Source organism: Bifidobacterium pullorum subsp. saeculare (genome assembly GCF_016899725.1).
Classification (GTDB): Bacteria; Actinomycetota; Actinomycetes; order Actinomycetales; family Bifidobacteriaceae; genus Bifidobacterium; species Bifidobacterium pullorum_C.
The window spans coordinates 192237-218085 of sequence record NZ_JACLYU010000003.1 but is presented as its reverse complement, the minus strand read 5'-3'; the positions used below and the strand labels follow the sequence as shown (position 1 = coordinate 218085).

The window sequence follows — 25849 nt, the reverse complement described above, 5'->3', positions numbered from 1 at the left end:
TGGATGAGGCATTTTTCCGTGACGGGGAGGGACCGATGGGACGCAACGAGTCGCTGCACGACGAGGCCGAGGAGACCATCGACAACATCAACAAGAGGACCGGGCGCAACATGCCCCAGGCCATCGGCACCGCGATCGTGCTCATCGTGGCCATCCTCGCCTGCCTGCTCATCCGCATCGACCTGTTCGTGCTGCTCGTCGTCGTGTTCATGCTGCTGGCCCTGTGGGAGCTGCGCGTCGACTTCGCCACCGTCGGCCTGCACATCCCCGTCGTCATGCTCTGGATATGCTCCGCCGTCACGCTCATCGGCACCTATTATTCGCCGTACCACCTCGCCACGATGTCCCTGTGCGTGATGGCCTCCCTCATCCTCGTGTCCCTCGCCGCCACCGCGCGCCTGAGCTTCGGCAACCGCCTGTCGCTGGCGGTGGCCGGCAAGCTCTCCGCCACCGACGCGGGCGCCCGCCTCGGCTCCTCCTTCAACCACGAGGGCGGCGAACGGCACCACAGCCGCCTGAGCCACGTGGCCGTGTCCGTGCTCACCGTGCTGTACATCCCGCTGCTCGCCTCGGCCATCATCATCGGGCTGACCTTCCACGGCCACCCGGTGGCGCACGCCATCATGTTCGTGTTCCTGCCCGCCCTCTCCGACACCGGCGGCCTGTTCGCCGGCGCCTGGCTCGGCAAGCACAAGCTCTCCCCGCGCATCAGCCCCAAGAAGTCCGTCGAGGGCCTCGTCGGATCCTGCCTGTTTGCGATGGCCGGCGCCTTCGCCGTGTTCGCCTGCACCTACGACGCCTCCGCATGGGCCACCCGCTGGTGGGTGCCCGTCGTCATGGGCGTGCTCGTCGGCGTGGTCGGCACCTTCGGCGACCTGTGCGCCTCGATGATCAAACGCGACCTGGGCATCAAGGACATGGGGCATCTGCTCAAAGGCCACGGCGGCGTGATGGACCGCGTCGACTCGATCCTCATGACCGCCCCGTTCGTCTGCGCCCTGCTGTGGGCCACCGGCCTGTGAAAGGAAGAACGCCATGACCGACACCACGAACGACGCCCCCGAGACCGGCATCACGCCCGGCGGCACCACCGGCCCCTTCCGCGACGTGCTGTCGCGCGACCACGCCCGCCGCGGCAAGCCGCCGCTGCATTTCGCCGACATGACCCCCTCGCAGCGCGCCGAGCGCGCCAAGGAGCTCGGCATGCCCGCCTTCCGCGCCAAGCAGCTCGCCAACCACTACTACGCGCACTTCGACACCGACGCCGCCGAGTTCACCGACCTGCCGGCCGCCGTCCGCGCGGACGCGGCCGCCGCGTTCTTCCCCGAGCTCATCCACGAGGTCACCCGCCAGGTGGCCGACGCGGGCACCACCGTCAAAACCCTGTGGCGCCTGTTCGACGGCTCCCTCATCGAATCGGTGCTCATGCGCTACCCGTCCCGCACCACGCTGTGCATCTCCAGCCAGGTCGGCTGCGGCATGGGCTGCCCCTTCTGCGCCACCGGCAAGCTGGGGCTCACCCGCAACATGTCCGCCGGCGAGATCCTCGAACAGGTGCGCGCGGCCGCCCGCATGATGTGCGACGGCGAGGTCGCCGGAGGCCCCGGCCGCCTGAGCAACATCGTGTTCATGGGCATGGGCGAGCCGATGGGCAACTACAACTCCGTGATCTCGGCCGTGCGCCAGATCTGCGCCCTGCCGCCGGAGGGCTTCGGCATCTCCGCGCGCAACATCACCGTCAGCACCGTCGGCGTCGTCCCCGGCATCCGCCGGCTCGCCGCCGAAGGCCTTCCGGTGCGCCTGGCCGTCTCCCTGCACGCGCCCAGCGACGAGCTGCGCGACGAGCTCGTGCCGATGAACCAGCGCTTCGACACCACGCAGGTGCTCGACGCCGCCCACGACTACTGGCTCGCCTCCAAGCGCCGCGTCTCGATCGAGTACGCGCTGATGCGCGGCATCAACGACCAGGCCGAGCACGCCCGCCTGCTGGCCAAGCGCCTCAACCACTACGGCGACAACTGGGCGCATGTCAACCCCATCCCGCTGAACCCCATCGAGGGCTCCAAGTGGACGGCCTCCAAGCCCGAGGACGAGGCCCGCTTCCTCGATATCCTCCACGCGGCCGGCATCACCGCCACGATGCGCGACACCCGCGGCCAGGACATCGACGGCGCCTGCGGCCAGCTCGCCGCCAAGGAGCGCGGCTGAGGGACCTGCGGAACACGCCGGGTCACGCGGCGATGATACGCTGGAGTTCCATGGTTAGAAGACAGCATGGCAATTCCCAGGAACACGTCACCAAGCACATCTTCGTCACCGGCGGCGTGGTTTCCTCCCTTGGCAAGGGCCTGACCGCATCCTCCCTCGGCCGCCTTCTGCGCTCGCGTGGCATCCGTGTGCTCCAGCAGAAGCTGGACCCCTACATCAACGTCGACCCCGGCACCATGAACCCGTTCCAGCACGGCGAGGTGTACGTGACGGAGGACGGCGCCGAGACCGACCTCGACATCGGCCACTACGAGCGCTTCCTCGACGTCTTTCTCTCCCAGAAGGCGAACGTGACCACCGGCCAGATCTACCAGGAGGTGCTGCGCAAGGAGCGCGCCGGCGAATACCTCGGCCAGTGCGTGCAGGTGATCCCGCACATCACCAACGAGATCAAGTCCCGCATGCGCGCCCAGGCCGGCGACGACGTGGACGTGATCATCACCGAGATCGGCGGCACCGTCGGCGACATCGAATCCCAGCCCTTCCTCGAGGCGGCCCGCGAGGTGCGCCGCGACCTGGGCCCGGAGAACTGCATGTTCGTGCACGTCTCCCTGGTGCCGTACATCTCCGCCGCCCACGAGCTCAAGACCAAGCCCACCCAGCATTCCGTGATGATGCTGCGTCAGCTGGGCATCAGCCCCGACGCGCTGGTGCTGCGTTCCGACCGCCCGCTTAACCAGTCGATCAAGGACAAGATCAGCCTCATGTGCGACGTCGACGCCGAGGGCGTGGTCAACTGCGTGGACGCCCCGAGCATCTACGACGTGCCGAAGATCCTGTTCAACGAGGGCCTCGACGCCTACGTGGTGCGCGAGCTGGGCCTGCCGTTCCACGACGTCGACTGGGACGAGTGGGCGGACCTGCTCGAGCGCGTCCACCATCCCAAGCACGAGGTGAACATCGCGATCGTCGGCAAGTACATCGACCTGCCGGACGCCTACCTGTCCGTCACCGAGGCCATCAAGGCCGGCGGCTTCGCCAACTGGGCCAAGGTGAACGTCAAGTGGGTCGCGGCCGACAAATGCGAGACCGAGGAGGGCGCGGCCGCCGCGCTCGACCAGGTCGACGGCATCGTCGTGCCCGGCGGCTTCGGCATCCGCGGCATCGACGGCAAGATCGGCGCCTTGAAGTTCGCCCGCGAGCACAAGCTGCCCGCCCTCGGCCTGTGCCTGGGCCTGCAGTCCATGGTCATCGAGTACGCCCGCCACGTCATGGGCCTCGAGGACGCGAACTCCACCGAGTTCGAGCCGGACTGCGCCACCCCGGTCATCGCCACGATGGAGGAGCAGAAGGCCATCGTCGCCGGCCATGGCGACATGGGCCACACGATGCGCCTGGGCTCCTACCCGGCCGAGCTCAAGGAGGGCTCGCTGGTCGCCGAGCTGTACGGCACCACGCATGTCACCGAGCGCCACCGCCACCGCTACGAGGTGAACGTCGCGTACAAGCAGGCGATCGAGGACGCCGGCCTGGTCATCTCCGGCCAGAGCCCCGACGGCAACCTGACCGAGTTCGTTGAGCTGCCGCGCGAGGTGCACCCGTTCTACGTGGCCACCCAGGCGCATCCGGAGTTCAAGAGCCGCCCGACCAAGCCGCATCCGCTGTTCGCCGGCCTGGTCTCCGCCGCGCTCGACCACCAGCGCGAACGCTGAGCCTGACGGGTCCGTCGGCGCCGTGCCGCCGGCCCCGTCAAAAACGACGATGGGCCGCCATCCCGAGCAGGGGATGGCGGCCCATCGCGTCAGCAGGCGGCTGCGCGCGCCCTGTCCGTGAGCCAGGTCACAGCCGTGGCGTGGGATTTTTGCCGCGGACTCTGGCGTGTGCGCCGTCATTCGATTAGTCTGGGCTGCTGGAAACGCAAGCATCGGGCCGCAAAGGAGATATATGACGGTGAGTGACGAAACCGCGCAGCGATCGTCCGTCGATTCCGGGGGAGCCGCGGCTGACGTGGAGATGAGCCAGTACGTGGCCGACCGCAACCGCGTCAACGAGGACAAGATTAAGCAGGATGACGAGATCATCGCCCAATTCGGCGACTACACCTACGGCTGGCATGATTCGGACGCCGCCGGCGAGGCCGCGAAGAAAGGCATCGACGAGAACGTCGTGCGCGCCATCAGCGCCGACAAGCACGAGCCCGACTGGATGCTCGACATGCGCCTCAAGGGCTACCGCGCCTTCGTCGACACGCCCATGCCCGACTGGGGCGTGGACCTGACGGGCTTCGACGCCGACGACTTCAAGTACTATGTCAAGCCGGTGGGCGAGCAGGCCAAGAGCTGGGAGGACCTGCCGGAGGACATCCGCAACACCTATGACCGCCTGGGCATCCCCGAGGCGGAGAAGAAGCGCCTCGTCTCCGGCGTGGCCGCCCAGTACGAGTCCGAGGTCATCTACAACTCCATCCAGGAGGACCTGGCCAAGCAGGGCGTCATCTTCGTGGACACCGACACCGCCGTCCAGCGCTACCCCGAGCTGGTGCGCAAGTACTTCGGCACCGTGGTGCCGCCGGAGGACAACAAGTTCGGCGCGCTCAACACCGCGGCCTGGTCCGGCGGCTCCTTCGTGTACGTGCCCAAGGGCGTGCACGTGGACATCCCGCTGCAGGCATACTTCCGCATCAACACGCCGAACATGGGGCAGTTCGAACGCACGCTCATCATCGCCGACGAGGGCTCCTACGTCCACTACGTCGAGGGCTGCACCGCGCCGATCTACTCCACCGACTCGCTGCACGCCGCCATCGTGGAGATCATCGTCGAGAAGAACGCCCGCGTGCGCTACACCACGGTGCAGAACTGGTCGAACAACGTGTACAACCTGGTCACCCAGCGCGCCTACGTCAAGGAGCACGGCACGATGGAATGGGTGGACGGCAACATCGGTTCCAAGGCCACGATGAAGTACCCCGCCTGCATCCTGGCGGAGCCGTACGCCAAGGCGGAGACGATGTCCCTGGGCTTCGCCGGCAAGGGCCAGTACCAGGACACCGGCGCCAAGATGATTCACCTGGCCCCGCACACCAGCTCCACGATCGTGGCCAAGTCGATTTCCCGCAGCGGCGGCCGCTCCGCCTACCGCGGCCTCGTCAAAATCGTCAAGGGCGCGGAGGGATCCTCGAACTCCACCGTGTGCGACGCGCTGCTCGTGGACGACTTCTCCCGCTCTGACACCTATCCGCATGTGGACGTGCGCGAGGACGACGTGTCGATGGCCCACGAGGCCACCGTCTCCAAGGTGAGCGAGGACCAGCTGTTCTACCTCATGAGCCGCGGCCTGTCCGAGGAGGAGGCCATGGGCATGATCGTGCGCGGCTTCGTCGAGCCGATCAGCCGCGAGCTGCCGATGGAATACGCGCTCGAGCTCAACAGACTCGTCGAACTGCAGATGGAAGGATCGGTGGGCTGACCCCATGGCCGAACAGAAGAACGCAGAACTCAATATCCCCGTCGCGGATCCCTCCGACCCGTACGTGGTGCCGGCCGCGATGCCGTCGAGCGCCGACCGCGCGCCCCGCAGCTTCGACGTCGCCGACTTCGCGATGCCGGACCGCAAGCAGGACGACTGGCGCTACACGCCGGTGGAGCGTCTCGCCGAGTTCCTCGAGCCCTTCGCCCCGTCCGGGGCCACGGCGGTCGAGGCGACGATGATCGACGGCTCCCCGCTGGCCGACGGCGCCGCATGGACCGTCGTGCCGATCGGGCAGGCCCCGTCCGGCACCGTCTCCAAGCCGTCCGACCGCGCCGCCGCCGTCGAATGGAACAGCGTGCGCCAGGCCCACGTGCTCACGCTGTCCGCGGACCCCGGGGCCCCGGTGCTGGTGCGGGTGCATGGCGCCGGGCTGGCGCCCGACGCGTTCCACCTCGTCATCGTGGCCGCGGACCGCGTCCACGCGGACGTCGTCGTCGAGCACGACGGCGAGGCGCGCCTCGCCGAGGGCGTCGAGATCATGACCGGCCGCGACAGCCATGTGAGCGCCACGTTCATCCAGGAATGGTCCGCCGGCTCCAAGCACGTCGGCAGCCATCGCATCCACGTCGGCCCCGGCGCCTCGCTGCGCCATGCGGTCGTCACCCTCGGCGGCGACGTGGTGCGCCTGCGCATGGACCAGGACTTCGGCGGCGAGCAGGGCGACCTGACCATGCTCGGCATCTACTTCGCCGATCCGGGCGAGCATGTCGAGCACCGCACGATGGTCGTGCACAACCACCCCGACTGCAAGAGCCGCGTCGTGTACAAGGGCGCGTTGTCCGGCAAGGACGCGCACTCCGCCTGGGTGGGCAACGCCCTGATCGAGCCCACCGCCCCCGGCACCGACTCCTACGAGCTCAACCGCAACCTCGTGCTCACTCCCGGCGCCATCGCCGACTCCGAGCCGAACCTGGAGATCGAGAACGGCAACATCATCGGCGCCGGCCACGCCTCCTCGGTCGGCCGCTTCGACGACGAGGAGCTGTTCTACCTGCAGTCCCGCGGCATCCCCGAGGCCGAGGCCCGCAAGCTCGTCGTGCGGGGCTTCTTCGGCGAGCTCGTCGACGAGATCGGCATCCCCGCCATCGCCGGCCATCTCATGGACGCCGTCGACCGGCGCCTGGCACGCGGTGAAAGCGACGCGATGGCCCGCGTGCTCGAAGAGAAGTAACGGACGAGACCACACACCTGTTGAGGAGAACACCAATGTCCACACTGGAAATCAAGGACCTGTACGCCCACGTCGAGACCAAGGACGGCATCAAGCCGATCCTCAAGGGCGCCACGCTCACCGTCAACTCCGGCGAGACCCACGCCATCATGGGCCCCAACGGCTCCGGCAAGTCCACGCTGGCCTACACGCTGGCCGGTCACCCCAAGTACGTCGTCGACTCCGGCCAGGTGCTGCTCGACGGCCAGGACCTGTTGGCCATGACCCCGGACGAGCGCGCCAAGGCCGGCCTGTTCCTGGCGATGCAGTACCCGGTCGAGGTGCCCGGCGTGTCGATGACCAACTTCCTGAGGACCGCCAAAACCGAGATCGACGGCAAGGCGCCGTCCCTGCGCACCTGGGCCAAGGAGCTCGGCGAGGCGATGAAGCGGCTCAAGATGGATCCGAAGTTCGCCTCCCGCTCCGTCAACGAGGGCTTCTCCGGCGGCGAGAAGAAGCGTGCCGAAGTGCTCCAGCTCGAACTGCTCAAGCCCAAGTTCGCGATTCTCGACGAGACCGACTCCGGCCTCGACGTGGACGCGCTGCGCATCGTCTCCGAAGGCGTCAACCGCGCCAAGGAAGCCAACCAGTTCGGCATCCTCATGGTCACGCACTACACCCGCATCCTCAAGTACATCAAGCCGGACATCGTGCACGTGTTCGCCGACGGCCACTTCGTCAAGACCGGCGGCCCCGAGCTGGCCGACGAGCTCGAGGAAAGCGGCTACGACCAGTACCTGCCCGAGGGCTCCGACTCCGAGTCCGCCCTCGCCTGAGCGTGGGGGAGCGCGCCCCGTGGGGCCGGCACGGCCCACGGGGCGCCACGGCATCGACAGAACAGGAGATTGCGATGGCTGATTTCGCCACGATCCGCGACGAGTTCCCGATCCTGGACCAGCAGGTGCACGGGCATCCGCTGATCTACCTCGACTCCGCCGCCACCGCGCAGAAGCCGGAGTGCGTCATCGACGCCGAGGCCGACTTCTACCGCACCATCAACGCGGGCGTGCACCGCGGCGCGCATGAGCTCGCCGCCCGTAGCACCGTCGCCTTCGAACAGGCGCGCGCCAAGGTCGCCCGCCTCGTCGGCGCCAACGCGCAGGAAGGCGAGGAGGAGATCGTCGTCACCGGCGGCGCCACTGCAGGCCTCAACCTGCTGGCCACCGCCTTCGGCAACGCCAGCCTCGGCCGCGGCGGCGAGGCGGCGAAGCGCTTCGCGCTGGGGCCCGGCGACGAGATCGTCGTCTCCCAGGCCGAGCACCATTCCGTCCTTCTGCCGTTCCAGGAGCTGGCCGTCCGCGCCGGCGCCACGCTGCGATGGCTGGGGCTTGAGGACGACGGCCGCATCCGCGTCGAAGACGCCGGCGACGTCATCACGGAACGCACCAAGGTCGTCGCCGTCACCCACGTGGCCAACGTCACCGGCGCCATCACCGACGTCGCCCCGCTCGTGCGCCGCGCGCACGAGGTCGGCGCGCTCGTCGTGCTTGACGCCTGCCAGTCCGTGCCGCACATCCCCGTCGACTTCCACGCGCTCGACGTCGACTTCGCCGCCTTCAGCGCGCACAAGATGTACGGCCCCACCGGCGTCGGCTTCCTCTACGGGCGCCGCGAGCTGCTGGAGGCCCTGCCGCCGGCCAGCTTCGGCGGGTCGATGGTGGAGCTCGCCTGGATGGACCGCCCCGCCCAGTACATGGATCCGCCCGCCCGCTTCGAGGCCGGCACCCAGCCCGTCGCCCAGGTGGTCGCCGCCGGCGTCGCTGCCGACTGGCTGCGCGCCATCGGCATGGACCAGGTGGCGGCCCACGAGCGCGCCATCGCCGGCGAGCTGCTCAAGCTCGGCGAGCTGGACGGCGTGCGCATCCTGGGCCCCACGGAGAACCGGGAGCGCATCGGCACCGTCGCCTTCGACGTGGCCGGCGTGCACCCGCACGACGTCGGCCAGTTCGTCGACGCGCAGGGCATCGCGATCCGCGTCGGCCACCACTGCGCCCAGCCGGTGCACCGCCACTTCGGGCTGTTCGCCTCGAACCGCGCCTCCACCGGCGTGTACAACACCGTCGACGAGGCCCGCGCCCTCGTCGAGGCCGTGTCGCGGGTGCGTGGCTTCTTCGGCGCCTGAACGGCGCCATACGCGCGGATAAGGAGATTCGGATGAACGATTACGGCATGGGCGGCGACGATCTCGAGCAGATGTACCAGGAGGTCATCCTCGAGGCCGCCCGCGACCCGCACGGCAGGCGGCGTTTCGCCGCCGACCTCACCCAGGAGTCCGCCGGCGGCTCCAGCGCCGGCGAGACGACGCTGCAGCTCAACCACGCGGCCTGCACGCCGGGGGAGTCCCACCAGTTCAACCCCACCTGCGGCGACGAGGCGACGATCCACGTCGAGGTCTCCGACGCCGAGCCCCACCGCCTCACCCAGGTCATCTGGGACGGCCAGGGCTGCTCCATCTCCCAGGCGAGCCTGTCCATCATGGTCGACCTGACCGAAGGCCGGACCGTGGACGAGGCGATGGGCCTGGCCGCCGACTTCCACCGGCTCATGGAATCCCGGGGCAAGGGCCTGGACGACGAGGCCGCCGAGGAACGCCTCGGCGACGCCATCGTGTTCCAAGGCGTCTCCAAGTACCCGATGCGCATCAAATGCGCACTGCTCGCCTGGGAGGGACTCAAGGATTCCATCGCCAAGGCCCTCGCCGCCAAGGACGGCGCCGCCGTGGCCTGAGCCCCCGCGCCGCGGCCCCGCTGGCCACGGCATCCCAACCATTCCGTCATCATGGAGGTAACGATGAACGACAACCTGGTGCCCGAACCCACCACCTCGGTGTTCGACGCCGTGAACAAGGCCCTCGGCGACGAGGACGCCGCCCGCCGCGTGATGGCGAATCCCGACCTCGCCAGATTCCCCGGCGGCGACCCCGCCAACGCCACCGGCGCCCGCGAAGGCTCCTGCGGCTGCGGCGGCACGGGGGAGTGCGGCTGCGAGGACGAGGCGTCCATCCCGCTCAAGTTCGTCGACGAGATCGGCCGTGCCACCGCCGCCGACGTGCGCGAGGCCCTGCACCAGGTCATCGACCCGGAGCTCGGCATCGACGTCATCGACCTCGGCCTCGTCTACGGCATCGAGATCGACGACAAGGGCCGCGCCATCATCACGATGACGCTGACCACTCCCGCCTGCCCGCTGACCGACCTCATCGAGGACGAATGCGCCTCCACGCTGGCCGGTCTGGTCGAGGAGTTCCGCATCGACTGGACCTGGCAGCCCCGCTGGACGGTGGAGCGCATCACCCCGGAGGGCCGCGACCAGCTCGCCGCCCTCGGCTTCAACCTCGACAACCTGCCCAAGTACTGACCGGAGCCGCGCACACACAGACAAGGCCCCTTCCGCAGATCCTGCGGAAGGGGCCTTGCCTTATGCTGGCGGGAACCGACTCAGTCGTCCACGACGGTGCCCTTCGGCACGACGGTGATGCCCTCCGGGGTCACCGTGAAGCCGCGGGCCAGGTCATGCTCGGTGTCGATGCCGACCGTGGAGTTCTCCGTGAGCACGACGTTCTTGTCGAGGATCGCCTTGTACACGCGGGCGCGGCGGTTGATGACCACGCCGTCGAACAGCACCGAGTCCACTACCTGCGCCCACGAATGGATGCGCACGTTCGGGGACAGCACCGAATGGTGCACCTCGCCGCCCGAGACGATCACGCCGGGGGAGACGATCGAATCGGTGGCGTGGCCCAGGCGGTCGCGGCCGGCGTGCACGAACTTGGCCGGCGGCAACGTGCCGGTGTTCGTGTAGATCGGCCACTCCTGGTTGTACAGGTTGAACTCCGGCACATAGGCGATGAGGTCCATGTGCGCGTCGTAGAACTGCTTGATGGTGCCCACGTCGCGCCAGTAGGCGTGGTCGACGTCCGAGGCGCCCGGCACGATGTTCGAGTTGAAGTCGTACACGCCAGCCTCGCCGCGGGCCGCGAAGTACGGGGCGATGTCGCCGCCCATGTCGTGCTTCGTGTTCTCGCTTTTCTCGTCCTTGGCCAGCGCGTCGAACAGCGCGTCCGTGTTGGCCACGTAGTTGCCCATCGAGGCGAGGAAGGAGTCCGGGGCGTCCGGAAGCCCGTCGCAATGGTCGGGCTTCTCCTCGAAGCTCTTGATCTGGTTCGGGTGGTCCGGGTCGACGTTGATCACGCCGAATTGGTGGGATTGCTCGATCGGCTGGCGGATGCCCGCCACCGTGAACTCGGCGCCCGACTCGATGTGCTGGCGGACCATCTGGCCGAAGTCCATGCGGTAGACATGGTCGGCGCCCACGATGATGACGATGTCCGGCTGCACGTCCTCGATGATGTTGATCGTCTGGTAGATGGCGTCCGCGGAGCCGAGGTACCAGTGCTTGCCCAGGCGCTGCTGCGCCGGCACCGGGGAGACGTAGTTGCCCAGCAGGTTGGAGAAGCGCCACATCTGCGAGATATGGCGGTCCAGCGAATGGGACTTGTACTGGGTGAGCACGATGATATGGCGGTAATCCGAGTTCACCAGGTTGCTCAGCGGGAAATCGATGAGGCGGAACGCGCCGCCGAAGGGGACGGCCGGCTTGGCGCGGTCCCTCGTCAGGGGCATCAGGCGGGTGCCCTCGCCGCCCGCCAGCACGATCGACAATATCTTCTGCTTGTTCTTGGCCATGTGATGCTCCTCTCGTAACATCCATCCAAAGCGTCTCGCGACACCGCACGTCTCACCGGAGCATCATCGCCCTCGGTCACTGACCATGATTGCAGATTTTCCGCGACACGCAAGGAGGTCCGACGGCGCGCCGCGCGGCGTGTCGCGCGGCATGTCAGCGCGGCATATCAACGCGGCTGAGTCGCGTAGAAGGCGACGGCGCTGGAGGCGGCCACGTTGAGCGAATCGACGCCGTGTTCCATCGGGATGCGCACCGTCAGGTCGGCCCTGGCGATGGTGTGGCGTGACAGGCCGTCGCCCTCGGTGCCGAAGATGAGCGCCACCTTGCCGATATGCCCCGGTGCGCCCTCGGGCAGGGCCATGCGCCGCGCCAGCTCGTCCATCGGGATGGAATCGTCCTCCAAGGCCATCGCCACGGTGGTGAAGCCCAGCTCCTTGAGCTCGGCCATGCCGCGGAACGGCCAGTAGTGCCGGTCCGGGGTGCCGTCCGGATTCACGCCGGTGATGCGCGTCCACGGCACCTGGAACACGGTGCCCATCGACACGCGCGCGGCGCGCCGGTATAGCGGGTCGCCGCAGGAGGGGGTGACGAGCACCGCGTCCACGCCTAGGGCCGCGGCGGAACGCATGAGCGCGCCCACATTGGTGTGGTCCACGATGTTCTCCATCACCGCCACGCGGCGCGCGCCGGCGCACACCTCGGCCACCGTGGGCAGCGGCCAGCGGCGCATCGCCGCCAGCGCCCCGCGGTGCAGCCGGTAGCCGGTCAGGCGCTTCAGCTGCTCGGGGGAGGCCACGTACACCGGCACCTGTGGGCCCCAGGCCCGGTCGATTGCGGCGAAGGTGGCGGCCATGCCCTCGATCCACGGCTCCTCGACGAGCAGGGAGATCGGTTCGCGGCCTGCCACCAGCGCCCGGTCGATGACCTTGGGGCTTTCCGCGATGAACAGGCCCTTCTCCGGCTCCAGCCGGTTGCGCAGCTGCATCTCGGTGAGGTTCACGTAGGCGGCGACGCGTTCGTCGTCGATGGATTCGAGGGTGATGAACCGCAAGGCTGGCCCTTTCCACGCCCCGGGGCGCGGCCACGCCGGCGCCGGGCCATTGGTCGGATGGTGCTCGATGTCGTTGAGATACGAAGAAACCCCCGGAGAACCGGGGGTTTCGTCTGTGCCCGAGACGGGACTTGAACCCGTACGCCTGTTAAAAATAGGCACTAGCACCTCAAGCTAGCGCGTCTACCATTCCGCCACCCGGGCAGGTGTCTTGGCGACAGGTGATGACTATAGCAGCGATCGACGGGGATGCAAACCGAAAGGGGCATCGGCGTGTCGCGGCAATCGGCGCGGCGCCGTGTAGCCTAGGGCCTCATGACCGATGCGCTGTTCTTGCTGGACCCCGACCATGACGACGTGCCCCTGGACGCCGACGGCCTCGACGTCGGCTGGCGGCTCACGCTGCCTACCGCCGTGCGCCGCCATGCGGTGCAGGCGATGCGGCTGGGCGCCGGGGACGAGCTGCAGCTGTCCGATGGCCGCGGCCTGCGCGTGGCCGCTGTGCTGCGCGACCCCGACCAAGGCGTGGCCGAGGTGCGCGCCTTCACGCGCGAGCCGCGCCCCGTCACCCGCCTCACCCTCATCCAGGCCCTCGCCAAGAACGGCCGCGACGAGCAGGCCATCGACATGGCCACGCAGATCGGCGTGGACGCCGTGATCCCCTGGCAGGCCGACCGGTCCATCGCCAAGTGGAAGGCGGGGCGCACCGACCGCAAATGGCGCCAGACGCTCGACGCGGCCACCGAACAGTCGCGCCGCTCCTGGCGGCCCGAGCTGGGGGAGTGCGTCACCTCCAAGGGCGTCGTCTCCGAAATCCTGCGCTCCAACGTGCACGGAGGCCTGGTCATCGTGCTCCATCAGGACGCCACCGACACCTGGTCCTCGATCGAATCCTTGGTGGACGCGCTGGCCGGGCGCTGCGTCGACGACGGCCGGCCCCGTTCCATCGCCGTCGTCGTCGGCCCCGAGGGCGGCATCGCCGACGCCGAGGTGGAGGCCTTCCGCGACGCCGGCGCGCATGTGTGCGTGCTCGGGCATACGATCCTCAGGGCCTCGGCGGCCGGCCCCGTCGCGCTGTCGCTGCTCAGCCGCGCGCTGGGGCGCTACGCCTGAGCGTCGGGGCGGGACAATAGGATGGGCCGCGGAACCATATGACGAAGGAGCGCCAATGAGCGAATCGAACGACTGCCTGTTCTGCAAGATCATCGCGGGCGAGGTCCCCAGCTCCAAGGTGTACGAGGACGATGCCGTCTACGCCTTCAACGACATCAACCCCAAGGCCAAGGTGCATGTGCTCGTCGTGCCCAAACAGCACTACGCGAACGTCGCCGAGTTCGCCGCCGCCGACCCGGCCGGGCTGGCGCATCTTATCGAAGTGGCGCAGCGCATCGCCGACGACGCCTACCACGGCGCCTACCGCCTGGTCTTCAACACCGGCCTCGACGCCGGCCAGACCGTCTTCCACGTGCACGCCCACGTGATGACCGGCGAGAAGCTGGACGAGTAACCACCCACGCGAGCGAAGGAACCCGTGGCAACCACAACCCGAACCATCACCATCCCCTACCAGCTCGATCCGGTGGCCGTGCTCGGCCCCGTGGACGAGGTGCTGCGCGAGGTCGAGCACGCCTTCCCCGACTTGATGTTCATCGTGCGCGGCAACCGCATCGCCGTCGTGTCCCGCTCCAAGCGCACCGAGTCCGACGCCGCCCGCGCCGAGGACGTGCTCGCCTCCATTGTCGAGGCCGCGCACACGGCGCCGATGGACGCCGACACGGTGCGCCGCATGCTCGACCAGCAGGTGCTGCCCAACGCGGTGCGCGGCGAGCACCCCGGCCACGGCCCCGCCGTCGAGGCGTTGCGCGAGGCGGAACGGCGCGAGGCGCCCCGCGCGGGCCAGGGACCGGGCGAACGCCGCAGGAAGCCGAACGTGCCGGGCGTCATCACCTACGCCAACGGCCAGCCGGTGCGGCCCAAAACCGCCGGACAGACCGCCTACGTCAACGCCATCGCCTCCCACACCATCACCTTCGCGATCGGCCCCGCCGGCACCGGCAAGACGTATCTGGCCGTCGCCAAGGCGGTGCGCGCCTTCCAGGACCGCCAGGTGCGCCGCATCATCCTCACTCGCCCCGCCGTCGAAGCCGGCGAGAACCTCGGCTTCCTGCCCGGCACCCTCAACGAGAAGGTCGACCCGTACCTGCGCCCGCTGTACGACGCCCTCTCCGACATGCTCGGCGCCGACCAGCTGCGCCGCTACATGGACGACGGCACCATCGAGGTCGCCCCGCTCGCCTACATGCGCGGCCGCACCCTCAACGACGCCTTCGTCATCCTCGACGAGGCGCAGAACACCACCGAGCAGCAGATGAAGATGTTCCTCACCCGCCTCGGTTTCAACACGACGATGGTCATCACCGGCGACATCACCCAGGTGGACCTGACGGTGCCCCGCTCCGGCCTGGCCACCATCGAACGGATCCTCGGCGGCATCGAAGGCATCGCCTTCGCCCGGCTCGAGGCGCAGGACGTGGTGCGCCACGCGCTCGTCGGACGCATCGTCGAAGCCTACGAACGGCACGCCGCCCTCGCCGGGGACCACACCGCCCACAACCGCATGACGAAGGAGAACCCGCGCGCATGAGCGTCGAAGTGACCAACGAGACCGCATGGACCATCGACCCGAAGGTGTTCTCCGACCTCGGCGTGTGGGTGATGGACCAGATGCGCGTGAGCACCCAGTCCGACCTGTCCATCATGTTCGTGGACCCCGAGTCGATTGCCGAGCTGCACCTGCGCTGGATGAACCTCGAGGGGCCCACCGACGTGATGAGCTTCCCGATGGACGAGCTGCGCCCCGGCGACGGCAAGACCACGCCCGAGGGCATGCTCGGCGACATCGTGCTGTGCCCGTGGGTGGCCGCCCAGCAGGCCGCCGCCGCCGGCCATTCCACGCTCCAGGAGATGATGCTGCTGACCATCCACGGCGTGCTCCACCTGCTCGGCTACGACCATGTCACCCCTGATCAGGAGCGTCAGATGTTCGGCCTGCAACGCCAGCTCCTGCTCACCTTCATCGCCGTGCGCCACGGTGCGGGCGCACCCGTCGAGCTGCCCGCCGGCACGCCCGACGCCCTGGCCGAATACGACGCGGCGCATGGCTCCGGCCGCCAGCTCGGCCACTGACCGCACCACCGAACCCAGGACCATAAGGACCACAAGGACCACAAGGACCGCCGAAATGGAGTATTCCAGTACCGCCCTCATCGCCATCACCGCCGCGCTCGTGCTCGTCGCCGTGCTGCTCGTATGGCTGTCGCTGACGATGGCCGCCGTCGAAGGCGCCGTCGCGCGCGTCACGCGCTCCAACCTCAACAACCTCATCCTCGAGGTGCAGACCGACCAGGAGATCGGCCAGCTCATGCGCATGAAGCGCATCGACCGCATCCACAAGGTGCAGCGGCTCATCGCCGACCGCCACGCCACCGTCGGCGGATGCTCGTTCTTCCGCGTGGCCTGCAATGTGCTCGACGGCGTGATCGTGTGCGGCATCGCGGCCCTGTACGGGGCGCCGCTGTGGGCCGAGCTGCTCGCCGGCCTCGTGTTCGCGCTCGCCGTGGCCGTGGTCGCGGTGCTCGCACGCCCGCGCAACCCCGGCGCCCCCAAGCCCGCGGAGACGCTCATCCGCCACGCCGGCATGGCCACCGTCGCCGTGCGCCTGACCCCCTTCGCCCGCCTCGGCTCCCAGAAGGCCAAGAAGCGCCTGGCGGACCTGTCGGATGACGAGGAGCTCGAGAAGATCCAGATCGAGCAGGGCCGCGCCGCCATCGACCGCCTCGTCGAGACGAACGGCTTCGACCCCGAGGTCTCCGAGATGCTGCGCAACGTGCTCACGCTGTCCGAGACGCTCACGCGCGAGATCATGGTGCCCCGCACCGACATGATCACCATCGACCGCGCCGCCACGCTGGAGGACATGCTGCGCCTGTGCTCGCGCTCCGGTTTCTCCCGCGTGCCCGTCATCGGCGAGGACGTGGACGACCTGGTGGGCGTGGCCTATCTCAAGGACGCCGTGCGCGCCACCGCGTTCAACCCGGCGTCCAAGGACCGTTCCGTCGAATCCATCGTGCGCGACCCGATGCTCGTGCCCGAGTCCAAGCCGGTGGACGACCTGTTCCACCAGATGCAGCGCTCCCGCCAGCACGTCGCCATCGTCGTCGACGAGTACGGCGGCATCGCCGGCATGGTCACCATCGAGGATGCCATCGAACAGATCGTCGGCGAGCTGGAGGACGAGCACGACCGCGTGCAGCGCCTGGAGCCGGTGAAGGTGGGGGAGCGTACCTGGCGCATGCCGGCGCGCACGCCCATCGCCGAGCTCGAGGAGCTGTTCGAGGTCGACATCGACGAGGACGATGTGGACACCGTCTACGGGCTGCTGACCAAGGTGCTCGGCCGCGTGCCCATCGTGGGCGCCTCCGCCGTGACCCGCGGCATCAGGCTGACGGCGGTGGACTCCGCGGGCCGGCGCAAGAAGGTCTCCACGATCGTCGCCGAACCCGCGCACGTCGAGGCCGATGGGGAAGATGGCAGCACGAAGGAACCGCGGCGCCCGGCCGCGGACGAGGCCGGCCAGGACGCAGCCGGCGGCAAGGAGTGACATGACAGACGAGCAGACCAACGCCGGCGGCCCCGTGAAGGCGTCCGAGCCGTACCGTTCCGGTTTCGTGGCCGTGGTGGGACGGCCGAACGTGGGCAAATCCACGCTGATCAACGCGCTCATCGGCACGCAGATTGCCATCGCCTCCTCCCGTCCGGAGACGACGCGCAAAGCCATCCGCGGCATCCTCACCACCGACAACGCGCAGCTCGTGCTCGTGGACACCCCCGGCATCCACCGGCCGCGCACGCTGCTCGGCCAGCGGCTCAACGACATCGTCGACGAGTCCCTCGCCGACGTGGACGTGGTCGCCTTCCTGCTGCCCGCCGACCAAGAGATCGGCCCCGGCGACCGCCGCATCCTCTCCCGCCTGCGCTCCGAGTTCGCCGCCAAACGCGACGACGGCACCTTCAAGTGGAAGGTGCCGCTGATCGCGGTGGTCACCAAGATCGACGAGCTCAGCCGCGCGCAGCTCATCGACAAGCTCATCGAGATCAACGAGTTCGCCGACTTCGCGGACATCGTGCCCGTCTCCGCCCTCAAACATGACAATCTCGCCGAGGTGCGCGACGTGCTCATCGACCACACGCCGGAAGGCCCCCAGATGTACCCCGCCGGGCAGGTGAGCGAGGAGAGGCCCGAGGAGACCATCGCCGAGCTTATCCGCGGCGCCTTCCTCGAGCAGCTGGACGACGAGCTGCCGCACTCCCTTGCCGTCGTGGTGGACTCCATCGACTATCCCGAGGACAACGAGACCGGCGAGGCCTACGACGGCAAGGCCGACGTGCATGTCTCCATCTACGTGGAGCGCGACTCGCAGAAGCCGATCATCATCGGCAAGGGCGCCTCCAACCTCACCGCCGTCAAGAAGAAGCTGCGCACGCCGGTCAACCGCATCGTCGGACGCAAGGCCCGCCTCGACCTGCATGTCAAGGTGGCCAAGGGCTGGCAGTCGGATCCGAAGAAGCTCGAACGCCTGGGCTTCTGACCGACCGCCGGCCCCGCGCCGGCCGTCACCGGCGCTTGGTGTACATCTGCGTGTTGAGCAGGTCGGCGTAGCGCTGGATGACCTTCGGGCGGATGACCTTCATCGAGGCGGTCATCAGCCCGTTCTCCTGGCTGAAGTCCTCGGGCAGGATGATGAACTTGCGCACGGACTCGGCGCGCGAGACGCCCTCGTTCGCCTTGTCCACCCACTTCTGCACCTCGGCGCGCACCGCCGCGTTGTCCGCGGCCTGCTCCATCGGCATGTCCGGGTCGAGACCCTTGGCCGTCAGCCACAGGCGCAGCGCCTCCTCGTCCAGAGTGATGAGCGCGGAGATGAACGGACGCTTGTCGCCGAGCACCAGCGCCTGCGAGACGAACTCGCAACGCTTGATGACCTCCTCGATCGGACCGGGGGCCACGTTCTTGCCGCCGGCGGTGATGATGAGGTCCTTCTTGCGGCCGGTGATGTACAGGAAGCCGTCGTTGTCGAGACGGCCCAGGTCGCCGGTGGCGTACCAGCCGTCCGGGGTGAAGGAATCCTCGGTGGCCGCGTCGTTCTTGTGGTAGCGGTGGAACACGGAGCGGCCCTTGACCTGGATCTCGCCGTCCTCGGCGATGCGCAGCGAGAAGCCGGGGAACGCGATGCCCACGGAACCGGCGTGGTACGGCACGCCCAGCGGATTGAACGCGCACGGCGCGGTCGTCTCCGTCAGACCGTAGCCCTCGTACACCGGCACGTTCGCGCCGCGGAAGAACGCGAGCAGCTCCGGGTCCAGCGGGGCGCCGCCGGCCACGATCCACTCGGCGCGGCCGCCGAGCACCTCGCGCAGCGCCTTGTACACCAGCGGATCGTAGGCGGCGCGCTTGGCCCGCGTGACGGCGGACACCCGGCCGGTCTCGCCCAGCTCCTTCATGTAGCGTTGCGCCGCGACCACGGCGGAGGCGAACACGACGCCCTTGGCGCCATGGCCGGCCTTCTGGGAGGCGGCGTTGTACACCTTCTCCAGCACGCGCGGCACCACGATCATCACGGAGGGACGCGCCACCTGCAGGTCCTGGATGAGCGTGGAGATGCCCTGCGCGATGTAGATGCGCAGGTTCGCCGCCACGACGATGTAGTTGACGGCGCGCGCGAAGGAATGCGCCTGCGGCAGGAAGAGCAGCACGGACTTGTTCTCGCCGTCCTTGAGCAGGGCGGGCATATACGGCGGCAGGTTGAAGGCGGTGGCGCAGTAGTGCTCGTGCGTCATCTCCACGCCCTTGGGCGCGGCGGTGGAGCCGGAGGTGTACACGATGGAGCACAGGTCGGTTTTCCTGATCGACGCGATGCGCTCGTCCAGCTCCTCGTCGAGCACCGACGTGCCGTAGGCCTTGAGCTCGTCGAGCGCGCCGGTCTCGATGCACAGCGTGCGCTCCAGCGACGGGCATTCGGTCTCGGCGCCCTCCGCCTTGGCGCGCATCTCCTTGCTTTCCACGATGAGCAGGCGCGCGTCCGAATTGTTCACGATGTTGCGGATCTGTTCGGCCGAGTCGGTGTCGTAGATCGTGGCGAGCACGCCGCCCACGGCCATGATGGCCGCGTCCGTCAGATCCCACTCGTAGGAGGTGCGGCACATGAACGCCACCGCGTCGCCCTTCCGCAGGCCCCAGTGCATGAGGCCCTTGGCCACGGCGCGCACCTCGGCGAGGAACTCGTTGGCGGTTTTGGTGCGCCATTCGCCGTCCACCTTGTACGTGTACAGCGGGGAGTCGCCCATGCGGCGGGCGCGGTCGGCGTAGATGTCGTAGATCGACGTGCCCTCGTCCAGCGGCGGCAGGTCCTCCGTCTTCGTGGTCATCAGGCCCGTGGCCCGGTCGATCTGGGTGAGCGTGGGGAAGCCCGGGCCCCACTCCGCCGTGTTCGGCAGCGCGATGGAGCCGGTGGGGGTGGGCTCGTTCACGGCGTAGTCGGGCTGGCTGCCCGAATCGTCGTTGGTGGGATGCATGAAGTCCTTGCCCAGGCGCAGCGCCTTGCGCGTGAGCTCGTTGGTGTGTTGCCTCAGACTGGTGAGAACGGACATGGAAGGCTCCTTGACCTCGGCTGGCATCTCATGCAGGGCGCGCGAAAACACGCGGCGCGCCCCGCCGCTGCCCACCACCTTAGACCTTCGCGCGCGACACGTCACCTTACGGTGCCGTAGCCGATGCCCTCGTTCGCCCGGTGCGATTACACTTTCCTGCGTACACCGCGGTCCTCCCCGCGCACCGGCCAGGGCGCCGGGCGGGACGGACCGGGAAGGTTCCCGAACCAGAAGAAAGGGCTCCCATGGTTGAAACCCACGAGGCCACGGTGCGGTTCGGCGTGCTCAACGAGACGGGCGACACCGAGTCGCGCGTCGCGCTGACGCCGGACATCGTCACCAGACTGGGCAAGAGCGGCGTCTCCTGCCTCATCGAACGCGGCGCAGGCGCCGCAGCGAACTACACGGACGATGCCTACGTCGCCGCCGGCGCCACCGTCGCCTCCCGTGACGAGGTCATCGCCGCCGCCGACGCGCTCGGCTTCGTCGACAGGCCCGACGCCGCCGTCCTGGCCAAGGCGAAGGCCGGCACTTGGATCATCGGCATGCTTGGCTCCTTCACCGACGCCGACTACATCGACGCCCTGGAGAAGGCCGGCCTCGTCGGCGTGGCCATCGAGCGGCTGCCTCGCCAGCTCTCCAGCGCCCAGTCGATGGACGAGATGACCTCCCAGAACTCCGTGATGGGCTACAAGGCCGCCATCGTCGCCGCCGACGCCTATGCCTCCTTCCTGCCGATGATGACCACCGCCGCCGGCACCATCCGCCCGGCCAAGGCGCTGGTCCTGGGCGCCGGCATCGCCGGCTTGCAGGCCATCGGCACGCTCAAGCGCCTCGGCGCGGTCGTCACCGCCTACGACGTGCGCCCCGCCTCCAAGGGCGAGGTCGAGTCCCTGGGCGCCAAGTTCCTCGACCTGGGCCTCGACTTCTCCGCCGGCCAGGGCGAGGGCGGCTACGCGCGCGCCCTGAGCGCCGAGGAGCAGGCCGCCCAGCAGGCCGCCGTCGACGAGAAGGCCGCCGGATTCGACATCGTCATCACCACCGCCAAGGTCCCCGGCCGCAAGCCGCCGGTCCTCCTGACCCGTGCCGGAGTCGAGGGCCTCAAGCGCGGCGCCGTGGTCGTCGACTGCGCCGCCAGCGACCTCGGCGGCAACGTCGAGGGCTCCACGGTCGGCACCCAGGTGACCGACGGCGGCGTCACCATCATCGGCGCCCCGTACCTCGCCTCCGGCGTGGCCACCACCGCCTCGGACCTGCTCGCCCGCAACGTGGCCGATGTGCTCGCGCACTTCGTGCGTGACGGCAAGCTCGCCCAGGCCCCGGGCGAGGAGCTGGACGACGCGCTTGTCGTCGCCGGCCGCGCCGCGTCAGCAACCGCTGCAGAGAAGTAAAGGAGGGGAAGGCCCATGGATATCGTCGTCGCCGTCACCCTGTTCATCCTCGCGCTGCTCATCGGCGTCGAGGTCATCGGCAAGGTGCCCGCCACCCTGCACACCCCGCTCATGTCGGGCGCCAACTCCATCCACGGCATCGTCATCGTCGGCGTCGTCATCGTCGCCGCGCACGCCACCAGCCCGCTGGCCTGGGTGTTCATCTTCCTGGCCGCCGTGCTCGGCACGATGAACGTCGTCGGCGGCTACGTGGTCACCGACCGCATGCTCGAGATGTTCAAGTCCGACAAGTCCAAGAAGAAGGAAGAGGAGGCCAAGTGATGGGCACCCTGGAACAGACGCTTTCCACCCCGCTTGGCGTCGTCGAATGGTTCGTCTACCTGCTCGCCGCCGTGATGTTCGTCATCGGCCTGCACCTGATGAACTCCCCGAAGACCGCCCGCCGCGGCAATCTCATCTCCGCCGCCGGCATGGTGATGGCCTGCGTGATGGCCTTCGCCGTGCTGTTCGTGAACGAGGCCTCCAACGGCTTCCAGCACGCCGTGGCGGTCGCCCTGCTCGTGCTCGGCATCGTGATCGGCGCCGTGGCCGGCGTCTGGAGCGCCAAGAAGGTTAAGATGACCGACATGCCGCAGCTCGTTTCCGTGTTCAACACGGTGGGCGGCGGCGCGGCCGCGCTCGTCGCGCTCAACGACATCCTCACCTCCGAATCCGCCCCGTCCCTCGTGGTGCTCATCACCGCCGGCCTGGGCGTGCTCATCGGCTCCGTCACCTTCACCGGCTCCCTCGTGGCCGCCGGCAAGCTGCAAGGCCTCAAGTTCATGCGCAAGCTCACCCTGCCGGCCAAGGCCGTGTGGAACGTCGCGTTCGCCGTGCTCGCCGTGCTCGCCTTCGTGATGCTGTGCGCGCAGCCGGAGCAGCGCCTGCTGTGGAGCGTGCTCGTCACCGTGTTCGCCCTGTGCTACGGCCTGGTGTTCGTGATCCCGATCGGCGGCGCGGACATGCCCGTCGTCATCTCCGTGCTCAACGCCTGCACCGGCACCGCCGTGGCCATGAGCGGCCTGGCCATCAACAACATCGCCCTGATCGTGGCCGGCGCCCTGGTCGGCGCGGCCGGCGTGACGCTGTCCATCGCGATGTCCAAGGCCATGAACCGTCCGCTGGTGTCCGTGCTCGCCGGTGGCTTCGGCGGCTCCGACGCCGCGTCCGACGCCGCCGAGGGCCCCGAGGGCACGATGAAGGAGACCACCGCCGACGACGTGGCCGTGCAGCTCGTCTACGCGGACAAGGTCATCTTCGTGCCCGGCTTCGGCCTGGCGCAGGCGCAGGCGCAGCGCGAGCTGGCCGACCTGGGCGAGCTGCTCAAGGGCCATGGCGTGGAGGTGTCCTACGCGATCCATCCGGTGGCCGGCCGCATGCCCGGCCACATGAACGTGCTCCTGGCCGAGGCCAACGTGCCGTACGAGGAGCTCGTGGACCTGGACGATATCAACCCGCAGTTCCCGTCCGCCAACGTGGCGCTTGTGGTCGGTGCGAACGACGTGACCAACCCGGCCGCGCGCCGCCCCGGCACCCCGGTCTCCGGCATGCCGATCCTCGACGTGGACAAGGCCCAGAACGTGGTCGTCATGAAGCGCGGCCGCGGCAAGGGCTACGCCGGCATTGAGAACGAGCTGTACTTCAAGGACAACACGCAGATGCTGTTCGGCGACGCGAAGGCCGGCCTGCAGGCCGTCATCGCCGCCGTCAAGGAGCTGCTCGCCTGAGCGCCTGACGCGTCCGGATAATCGACGGGGCGCTCTCCCCTGGCGGGGGAGGCGCCCCGTCTCCGTATCGGAGGGCGCTACCGGGGACGCGGCCCGCTCACCGGCCGAAGGCCTCGCCGACGAATCGGCCGACCGTGCCCCAGTACCGCATCGGGTCCACGCTGGAGCTCATCGTATGCCCGGCTCCGCGGACCAGCAGCTTCTCCCGGTGCACGCTGTTGCACGCCTCGTACAGGCGTTCGAGGCAGGCGACGGGCACGACGTCGTCGGCGCCGCCGTGCACGAACAGCATCGGGATCGTCGTATGGCGCAGCTGGCGCAGGCAGGACGCCTCCTTGAACCCGTAGCCGGCGCGGCGCCTGGCGAGGGCGCTCATCGCGGCCAGCACCGGCGCCGCCAGCCAGCGGGGCGCATGGTACAGCACCCGCGCCTGGGCCAGGAACTCGTCCCACACCGAGGTGTAGCCGCAGTCGGCCACCGCGGCCACCACGTTGCGGGGCAGGCTGGCCTCGCCCGCCGCCATCATCACCGCGGCGGCACCCATGGACTGGCCGTGCAGCAGGATGCGCGCCTCGGGATCGGCCTGGACGATGAGCCGAATCCAGCCGAGCAGGTCGATGCGGTCCAGCCAGCCCATGCCCACGTAGCGGCCCTCCGACGGCGCATGGGCGCGCATCGCCGGCACCATCACCGTGAACCCCATGCGCGCGTAGCGGTGCGCGACCTTCGCCATCTCGTCCGGACCGCCGGAATAGCCGTGGCAGCAGACCGCATACCGGTGCGGGGTGGGGTCGGCGCAATCCGGGTCCACCAGCCACGCGCGCAGGCGCAGGCCGTCATGGCTGCGCATGGCCACCGGCTGCCGGCTCTCCTCGAACCAACGGGCGGCCTCGGCCTGCTCCCCGGCGTCGCGGACGGGACGTGTACCCGCCGCGGGCCGTCCCGCGCCGGCCTCGGCCCGGCCGTCGGCCGCCGCCTGCTCCTTCCGGCGCAGCACCGACTTCGGCGATTGGGTGTCGATCAGCGTCGCGAACAGCGAGTCCGCGGTGGCCAGGACGGCCGCGGCCGCCCCGGCGGCGGCCAGGCCGAGGCCGGCGCCGGCCACGGCGGTCGCGGGGAGGAGCCGCCCTCGGCGGGACGGGGGAGCGGGATGCGGTGTGCGGGTCGGCGTGCGTACCATTGCGAGCCTCGGTTCTTCAGTGACTGGTCGGATGACGGCGATACCCTCCATTATCGCCCCTCCGGCCCCGCGCCAGCCGCCGCCCGCGCCGCGGCCGGTCCGCGGGAGCGGCAGATTGTCCGCGTCCTGTGTACACTTGAGAACCGTTGTCTTGGCGAGGGAGACCCATGCGGCCTCCGTAATCGACTCGACGTCACGCGAATCCCTCCTTGGGGCGGGTCCGGCGTGCGGCGCGTCGAGGCGCCGGGACGGAACGGACGAATCGATCAACCAAGGAGTCAGCAATGGCCAACACCATCACCCTCGAGGGCCAGATTCGCGACGAGTTCGGCAAGGGCGCTGCCCGCCGCATGCGCGTCGCCAACCTCATCCCGGCCACCATCTACGCCGGCGGCGAGCAGCCCGCCTTCATCAAGCTCCCGGCCAAGGAGACCACCAACGCCCTGCGCCACACCAACGCCCTGTTCACCCTGGTGTTCGGCGACGACAAGCGCATGGCCGTCGTCAAGGACGTGCAGCGCAACCCGCTCAAGCGCACCGTCGAGCACGTGGACTTCTACGAGGTCAAGGCCGGCGAGAAGATCGACGTCGAGGTGCCGGTGTTCGCCGAGGGCACCCCGAAGGGCGTCGCCGTCGCGTTCGTCGAGATTCAGGAGCTCAAGGTCCGCGCCGATGTGGCCAACCTGCCGGAGCGCATCGTCGTGAACGTCGACGGCATGGTCGACGGCACCAAGGTCCTGCTCAAGGACGTGGCGCTGCCCGAGGGCGTCGAGCTCGACATGGACGACCTGGACGAGCCGGTCGTGACCGTCGAGGTCCCGGAGGACGCCTCCGTCACCACCGAGGCCGACGCCACCGCGGACACCGCCGCGGCCACGGACGCCGAGTGACCCTTTCCGCGGCACGGCCCGCCGGGCCGGCCCGGAGCCACCATGGCCTTCCTTCGCAGGCCCACGGCCCCATGCGGGCCGTGGGCCTGCCCCGTACCATCGCCTTTCACGATGTGAACCACCGTCCGCCGGCCGCACATGGCTGTGAGACAGTGGACACCAGCATCGGCCACAAGCCGAACGACGCATCCCGCCGGCACGCCCTGGGTGGCGTGCCGGCACGTTTTCA

23 protein-coding genes and 1 tRNA gene are annotated in these 25849 nt (G+C 68.9%); 19 read left to right on the top strand and 5 right to left on the bottom strand.

Going from position 1 to position 25849, the window contains the following annotated elements:
• Positions 1 to 35: 35 nt before the first annotated feature.
• The 9 genes from H7U32_RS03520 to H7U32_RS03480 all read left to right on the top strand — a co-directional run bounded on the left by H7U32_RS03520 (position 36) and on the right by H7U32_RS03480 (position 10306).
• Complete coding sequence (locus tag H7U32_RS03520; protein WP_204468113.1) at positions 36 to 1022, top strand: phosphatidate cytidylyltransferase; 987 nt, start codon at positions 36 to 38, stop codon at positions 1020 to 1022.
• A gap of 13 nt (positions 1023 to 1035) precedes the next feature.
• Positions 1036 to 2208: a 23S rRNA (adenine(2503)-C(2))-methyltransferase RlmN gene (rlmN, locus tag H7U32_RS03515; protein WP_204468111.1), complete on the top strand. Its 1173-nt coding sequence runs from the start codon at positions 1036 to 1038 to the stop codon at positions 2206 to 2208.
• Between the two features lie 50 nt (positions 2209 to 2258).
• Entirely contained in the window at positions 2259 to 3920 is a 1662-nt protein-coding gene (locus H7U32_RS03510) for a CTP synthase (protein WP_204468109.1), read from the top strand.
• A 301-nt stretch (positions 3921 to 4221) separates the two neighbouring features.
• Positions 4222 to 5676: a Fe-S cluster assembly protein SufB gene (gene sufB / locus H7U32_RS03505; RefSeq protein WP_204468179.1), complete on the top strand. Its 1455-nt coding sequence runs from the start codon at positions 4222 to 4224 to the stop codon at positions 5674 to 5676.
• 4 nt (positions 5677 to 5680) lie between these two features.
• Positions 5681 to 6910, top strand: coding sequence for a Fe-S cluster assembly protein SufD (gene sufD / locus H7U32_RS03500; protein WP_204468107.1), 1230 nt, complete (start codon positions 5681 to 5683; stop codon positions 6908 to 6910).
• 35 nt (positions 6911 to 6945) lie between these two features.
• Positions 6946 to 7725, top strand: a complete 780-nt coding sequence (gene sufC / locus H7U32_RS03495; RefSeq protein WP_204468105.1) for a Fe-S cluster assembly ATPase SufC — start codon at positions 6946 to 6948, stop codon at positions 7723 to 7725.
• 74 nt (positions 7726 to 7799) lie between these two features.
• Positions 7800 to 9071, top strand: coding sequence for a SufS family cysteine desulfurase (locus H7U32_RS03490; protein WP_204468103.1), 1272 nt, complete (start codon positions 7800 to 7802; stop codon positions 9069 to 9071).
• A gap of 32 nt (positions 9072 to 9103) precedes the next feature.
• A complete protein-coding gene (gene sufU, locus H7U32_RS03485; protein ID WP_204468100.1) occupies positions 9104 to 9676 on the top strand; it encodes a Fe-S cluster assembly sulfur transfer protein SufU in 573 nt (190 codons plus the stop codon).
• A 63-nt stretch (positions 9677 to 9739) separates the two neighbouring features.
• A complete protein-coding gene (locus H7U32_RS03480) occupies positions 9740 to 10306 on the top strand; it encodes a metal-sulfur cluster assembly factor (protein WP_204468098.1) in 567 nt (188 codons plus the stop codon).
• Positions 10307 to 10386: 80 nt separating this feature from the next.
• Here H7U32_RS03480 and glgC read toward each other — a convergent pair whose 3' ends face one another.
• From glgC to H7U32_RS03465, 3 genes are all read right to left on the bottom strand, one after another.
• Positions 10387 to 11634 carry a glucose-1-phosphate adenylyltransferase gene (glgC, locus tag H7U32_RS03475; protein ID WP_204468097.1) on the bottom strand — a complete coding sequence of 416 codons (1248 nt, stop codon included), beginning with the start codon at positions 11632 to 11634 and terminating at the stop codon, positions 10387 to 10389.
• A gap of 167 nt (positions 11635 to 11801) precedes the next feature.
• Positions 11802 to 12686, bottom strand: a complete 885-nt coding sequence (locus H7U32_RS03470; RefSeq protein WP_204468095.1) for a TrmH family RNA methyltransferase — start codon at positions 12684 to 12686, stop codon at positions 11802 to 11804.
• A 116-nt stretch (positions 12687 to 12802) separates the two neighbouring features.
• A tRNA-Leu gene (locus H7U32_RS03465) sits at positions 12803 to 12890 on the bottom strand.
• A gap of 111 nt (positions 12891 to 13001) precedes the next feature.
• Between H7U32_RS03465 and H7U32_RS03460 the strand changes: the two genes are divergently transcribed.
• The 6 genes from H7U32_RS03460 to era are packed head-to-tail and all read left to right on the top strand — an operon-like array spanning position 13002 to position 18334.
• A complete protein-coding gene (locus H7U32_RS03460; RefSeq protein ID WP_204468093.1) occupies positions 13002 to 13799 on the top strand; it encodes a 16S rRNA (uracil(1498)-N(3))-methyltransferase in 798 nt (265 codons plus the stop codon).
• A 55-nt stretch (positions 13800 to 13854) separates the two neighbouring features.
• Complete coding sequence (locus tag H7U32_RS03455; RefSeq protein ID WP_204468091.1) at positions 13855 to 14193, top strand: histidine triad nucleotide-binding protein; 339 nt, start codon at positions 13855 to 13857, stop codon at positions 14191 to 14193.
• A gap of 24 nt (positions 14194 to 14217) precedes the next feature.
• Positions 14218 to 15330 carry a PhoH family protein gene (locus H7U32_RS03450; protein ID WP_204468089.1) on the top strand — a complete coding sequence of 371 codons (1113 nt, stop codon included), beginning with the start codon at positions 14218 to 14220 and terminating at the stop codon, positions 15328 to 15330.
• On the top strand, positions 15327 to 15872 hold the full coding sequence (gene ybeY / locus H7U32_RS03445) for an rRNA maturation RNase YbeY (protein WP_204468088.1): 546 nt from the start codon (positions 15327 to 15329) through the stop codon (positions 15870 to 15872). The genes H7U32_RS03450 and ybeY overlap by 4 nt, the downstream gene beginning before the upstream one ends.
• Positions 15873 to 15927: 55 nt before the next feature.
• On the top strand, positions 15928 to 17346 hold the full coding sequence (locus tag H7U32_RS03440; protein ID WP_204468086.1) for a hemolysin family protein: 1419 nt from the start codon (positions 15928 to 15930) through the stop codon (positions 17344 to 17346).
• 1 nt (position 17347) lies between these two features.
• On the top strand, positions 17348 to 18334 hold the full coding sequence (gene era / locus H7U32_RS03435; protein ID WP_204468084.1) for a GTPase Era: 987 nt from the start codon (positions 17348 to 17350) through the stop codon (positions 18332 to 18334).
• Between the two features lie 25 nt (positions 18335 to 18359).
• Here era and H7U32_RS03430 read toward each other — a convergent pair whose 3' ends face one another.
• Complete coding sequence (locus tag H7U32_RS03430; RefSeq protein WP_204468083.1) at positions 18360 to 20393, bottom strand: AMP-dependent synthetase/ligase; 2034 nt, start codon at positions 20391 to 20393, stop codon at positions 18360 to 18362.
• Between the two features lie 245 nt (positions 20394 to 20638).
• Here H7U32_RS03430 and H7U32_RS03425 point away from each other — a divergent pair, with 245 nt between their 5' ends.
• From H7U32_RS03425 to H7U32_RS03415, 3 genes are read left to right on the top strand one after another with little or no spacing between them, the layout of a single operon-like run.
• Entirely contained in the window at positions 20639 to 21784 is a 1146-nt protein-coding gene (locus tag H7U32_RS03425) for an NAD(P) transhydrogenase subunit alpha (protein WP_204468081.1), read from the top strand.
• A 15-nt stretch (positions 21785 to 21799) separates the two neighbouring features.
• Positions 21800 to 22105 (top strand): NAD(P) transhydrogenase subunit alpha, encoded by a 306-nt coding sequence (locus tag H7U32_RS03420; protein ID WP_204468079.1) that lies wholly within the window; start codon positions 21800 to 21802, stop codon positions 22103 to 22105.
• A complete protein-coding gene (locus H7U32_RS03415) occupies positions 22105 to 23550 on the top strand; it encodes an NAD(P)(+) transhydrogenase (Re/Si-specific) subunit beta (protein WP_204468077.1) in 1446 nt (481 codons plus the stop codon). Before H7U32_RS03420 ends, H7U32_RS03415 begins: the two co-directional genes overlap by 1 nt.
• A gap of 97 nt (positions 23551 to 23647) precedes the next feature.
• On the opposite strand, the gene H7U32_RS03410 is transcribed toward H7U32_RS03415, so the two are convergent.
• Positions 23648 to 24655 carry an alpha/beta hydrolase gene (locus H7U32_RS03410; protein ID WP_204468075.1) on the bottom strand — a complete coding sequence of 336 codons (1008 nt, stop codon included), beginning with the start codon at positions 24653 to 24655 and terminating at the stop codon, positions 23648 to 23650.
• A 359-nt stretch (positions 24656 to 25014) separates the two neighbouring features.
• Here H7U32_RS03410 and H7U32_RS03405 point away from each other — a divergent pair, with 359 nt between their 5' ends.
• Positions 25015 to 25620 (top strand): 50S ribosomal protein L25/general stress protein Ctc, encoded by a 606-nt coding sequence (locus tag H7U32_RS03405; protein ID WP_204468073.1) that lies wholly within the window; start codon positions 25015 to 25017, stop codon positions 25618 to 25620.
• Positions 25621 to 25849: the final 229 nt, after the last annotated feature.

Coding starts and splice junctions, on each gene's coding strand:
- H7U32_RS03520 (WP_204468113.1), top strand. CDS start 36: ATGGGACGCAACGAGTCGCTGCACGACGAGGCCGAGGAGACCATCGAC.
- rlmN (WP_204468111.1), top strand. CDS start 1,036: ATGACCGACACCACGAACGACGCCCCCGAGACCGGCATCACGCCCGGC.
- H7U32_RS03510 (WP_204468109.1), top strand. CDS start 2,259: ATGGTTAGAAGACAGCATGGCAATTCCCAGGAACACGTCACCAAGCAC.
- sufB (WP_204468179.1), top strand. CDS start 4,222: ATGAGCCAGTACGTGGCCGACCGCAACCGCGTCAACGAGGACAAGATT.
- sufD (WP_204468107.1), top strand. CDS start 5,681: ATGGCCGAACAGAAGAACGCAGAACTCAATATCCCCGTCGCGGATCCC.
- sufC (WP_204468105.1), top strand. CDS start 6,946: ATGTCCACACTGGAAATCAAGGACCTGTACGCCCACGTCGAGACCAAG.
- H7U32_RS03490 (WP_204468103.1), top strand. CDS start 7,800: ATGGCTGATTTCGCCACGATCCGCGACGAGTTCCCGATCCTGGACCAG.
- sufU (WP_204468100.1), top strand. CDS start 9,104: ATGAACGATTACGGCATGGGCGGCGACGATCTCGAGCAGATGTACCAG.
- H7U32_RS03480 (WP_204468098.1), top strand. CDS start 9,740: ATGAACGACAACCTGGTGCCCGAACCCACCACCTCGGTGTTCGACGCC.
- glgC (WP_204468097.1), bottom strand. CDS start 11,634: ATGGCCAAGAACAAGCAGAAGATATTGTCGATCGTGCTGGCGGGCGGC.
- H7U32_RS03460 (WP_204468093.1), top strand. CDS start 13,002: ATGACCGATGCGCTGTTCTTGCTGGACCCCGACCATGACGACGTGCCC.
- H7U32_RS03455 (WP_204468091.1), top strand. CDS start 13,855: ATGAGCGAATCGAACGACTGCCTGTTCTGCAAGATCATCGCGGGCGAG.
- ybeY (WP_204468088.1), top strand. CDS start 15,327: ATGAGCGTCGAAGTGACCAACGAGACCGCATGGACCATCGACCCGAAG.
- H7U32_RS03440 (WP_204468086.1), top strand. CDS start 15,928: ATGGAGTATTCCAGTACCGCCCTCATCGCCATCACCGCCGCGCTCGTG.
- era (WP_204468084.1), top strand. CDS start 17,348: ATGACAGACGAGCAGACCAACGCCGGCGGCCCCGTGAAGGCGTCCGAG.
- H7U32_RS03430 (WP_204468083.1), bottom strand. CDS start 20,393: ATGTCCGTTCTCACCAGTCTGAGGCAACACACCAACGAGCTCACGCGC.
- H7U32_RS03425 (WP_204468081.1), top strand. CDS start 20,639: ATGGTTGAAACCCACGAGGCCACGGTGCGGTTCGGCGTGCTCAACGAG.
- H7U32_RS03420 (WP_204468079.1), top strand. CDS start 21,800: ATGGATATCGTCGTCGCCGTCACCCTGTTCATCCTCGCGCTGCTCATC.
- H7U32_RS03415 (WP_204468077.1), top strand. CDS start 22,105: ATGGGCACCCTGGAACAGACGCTTTCCACCCCGCTTGGCGTCGTCGAA.
- H7U32_RS03405 (WP_204468073.1), top strand. CDS start 25,015: ATGGCCAACACCATCACCCTCGAGGGCCAGATTCGCGACGAGTTCGGC.